This is a genomic window from Arthrobacter sp. AL12 (assembly GCF_029960645.1).
GTDB lineage: Bacteria > Actinomycetota > Actinomycetes > Actinomycetales > Micrococcaceae > Arthrobacter.
Genome location: NZ_JASBQY010000037.1, coordinates 1 through 2,738, shown reverse-complemented (window position 1 = coordinate 2,738; position 2,738 = coordinate 1). Strand labels below are relative to the sequence as shown.

The following is a 2,738-nucleotide window of genomic DNA, read 5'->3' as shown; positions in this document are numbered from 1 at the left end:
CCGGAACATCATTAAACGGTCGAGAGCCCCAACCACACGGTCGGGGCTCTCCCGCGTTAAACCCCGGAGAGCCCCCACCACACGGTCGGGGCTCTCCCGCATTTAACCCCCAAAGCAGCACCGCAACCGCCGGACCCGGTCAGCGAGGGAACTTCCTGCCGTGGATCCAGGCCAAGATCTCGAGAGCGAGCCCGCCGCCCAGAGCGGCTGCTCCGGCTGCCCGCAGCAACTCCGCCGGCGGCCGCGCGAGATAGAAGAAGTCCTGGGCGGGCGGCAGGTTGACCAGGATCAGGAGAAGGGCGCACATCGCGAGCAGCACGGCTAGCTTTTTTGGATCGAGCGGGCGGGACACCACCGCGAGGACCCACAACCCCAGTACCGTGAGGGTCAGCACCGATCCGGACTGCAGCGTCTCCGGCGCGTCCCCGGCAGCTCCGCTCGACTGCGCGAAGAGGTTCAACCCCAGCAGTGAAGCGGTGACGATGAGCCCGGCCGGGACAGCGAATGACAGTGACCTGCGCAGGAACCGGGGCCGGTAGCGGCGGGTGTTGGCCATTAGGGCCAGGAAAAACGAGGGGATGCCGATCGTCAGGCCGTCTGTGAACGACAGTTGGCGGGGCAAGAACGGAAACTGCAGGTTGAGGAGTCCGAAGCTGACTGCGATCGCGATCGAATAGGCCGTTTTGCTGAGGAATAGCTTGGACACCCGCTCGATGTTGGCGATCACCCTGCGGCCCTCGGCCACCACCCCGGGCAGCCGGTCGAAACGGCCATCCAGCAGCACCAGTCGGGCCACTGCCTTCGTGGCAGGTGCAGCGGAGTTCATGGCTATGCCCAAGTCTGCCTGTTTCAAGGCCAGCACGTCATTGACGCCGTCTCCGGTCATGGCGACCGTGTGCCCGCGCCGCTGAAGTGCCGCCACCATGTCCTTCTTTTGGTGCGGACTCACGCGGCCGAACACCGTGTTGTTGTCCATCGCCTCTTCAAGCAGCCGGGGATCGGCCGGAAGCTTCCGGGCATCGTACCCATCCCCGACGTCCAGTCCCACGGTGCGGGCAATCGCCGCGACCGTCCGGGGGTCATCCCCGGAAATGACTTTCAGCTCAACGCCCTCGTCGCGGAAGTAGTCCAAGGTCTCTCGCGCATCGGGGCGGATCTGTTCCCGAAACGTGAGCACCACGACGGGTTCCACAGCCTCCGGCAGGGTGGCGTCGCTGGCCGTGACGGTCACGTCGGCGGCGTACGCCAGCACGACGGTCCGCAGACCGGACGCGGCGAGCCGGCCTGCCCTGCCCAGGGCGGCGTCTGCTGCCGGCGCGGCCCCTTCACTGCCGGCCCGGCCCGTGAGCACCACTTCCGGGGCGCCAAGAATCCATGTGCCTGAGCCCGGAGTTCCGCCGTCGAACGTCACGGAACTCCACTTGCGGGCGGAGGAGAAAGGTACCGATGAGGCCGCCGGGCTGCCGCCGCCGTGCTCAAAAGCCGTTTCAAGGCAGCGCGAGGTCGCGTTGGCCTCCGGGTCCGCAGCGAACCAGCCCAGGGCGCGCTCCCAGCCGCGTTCCGCGGGCTCGGCCAGTTCGTGCACACCATCGAAGATGATTCGGCCTTCGGTGAGCGTTCCGGTCTTGTCGAGGCAGAGGACATCGACGCGGGCCAGGCCCTCGACCGCTGCCAGCTCCTGGATAAGAACCTTGTTCCCGGCTAGCCGGACCCCGCCAACAGCAAAAGCCACACTCGAGAGCAAGACCAGGCCCAGCGGAATCATGGCGATGACGCCCGCAATCACGCCCACCAGCGCGGCTCTCCACGCACCGCTGGCGATGGTTTGCTGCCAGCCGCCCCTGGACTGCATCTCGCCGTTGGCCACGATGAGGGCAACCGGCAACAGCGCCCAGGTGAGCCAGCGGAGAATCCGGTCGAGGCTGCTGCGGATCTCAGAGTTGACCAGCGAGAACCGCTTCGCGTCCGCTGCGATCCTGCTGGAGAAGGAGTCAGCTCCCACCCGGATCACCCTTGCCGTGCCGCGGCCCGCAACAACGATCGAGCCCGAGAGGACTTCGGTCCCCGCATCCTTATCCACCGGGTCCGATTCCCCGGTCAGGAGGGATTCATCGGCCTCCAGCCCGAGGCTCTCGATTACCGAGGCGTCGGCCGTGACCTGGTCGCCGACCCGCAGGACCAGGACATCGTCAAGCACGACGTCGGCGGTCGGGATCTCCTGCACGGTCCCGTCACGAAGGACCCGGGCCCGCGGGGCCTCGAGAACCGCGAGGCGGTCCAGGGACCGCTTGGCGCGGTATTCCTGTACAACGCCGATGACGGCGTTCCCTACAGCTGCCAGCCCGAAGAGGGCGTCCTGCCAGCTGCCCAGCAAAAGCAGGACGACAAAGCTCGTGCCTACGATCGCGTTGAACAATGTCAGCACATTGGCGCGCACGATCTCCCAAACGCTGCGGCTGGTCGCGTCCGGTACGCGGTTGGCAAGGCCATGCCTCATCCGGGACGATACCTCGCCCCCGGACAGGCCGGCGGCGGCCGGTCCGGACACACGCCGATGGAGGAATTCTGTCCCGTGGCGCCGGCGTTCTGCCATCACCCCCTGATCCTAAACGCGAGAGAGCCCCGAATACAGGTGATGCAGCCCACAGGCCCGTCCTTCTGGGTATCAGGTTGCAAACGGTGCCGTGGTGGGGCTTGGTTTCCGCGCCGGTGCGGGGTTTTTGGGGGTGTGGGGGGTG

General features: G+C 66.8%; 1 protein-coding gene. It reads right to left on the bottom strand.

Going from position 1 to position 2,738, the window contains the following annotated elements; all coding sequences use genetic code 11:
- Nucleotides 1-139 precede the first annotated feature (139 nt).
- Nucleotides 140-2,497, bottom strand: coding sequence for an HAD-IC family P-type ATPase (locus tag QK291_RS18945; RefSeq protein WP_282384397.1), 2,358 nt, complete (start codon nt 2,495-2,497; stop codon nt 140-142).
- Nucleotides 2,498-2,738: the final 241 nt, after the last annotated feature.

What these genes read in the sequence shown, in the direction of transcription:
- QK291_RS18945 (WP_282384397.1), bottom strand. Translation starts at nt 2,497, where the DNA reads ATGAGGCATGGCCTTGCCAACCGCGTACCGGACGCGACCAGCCGCAGC.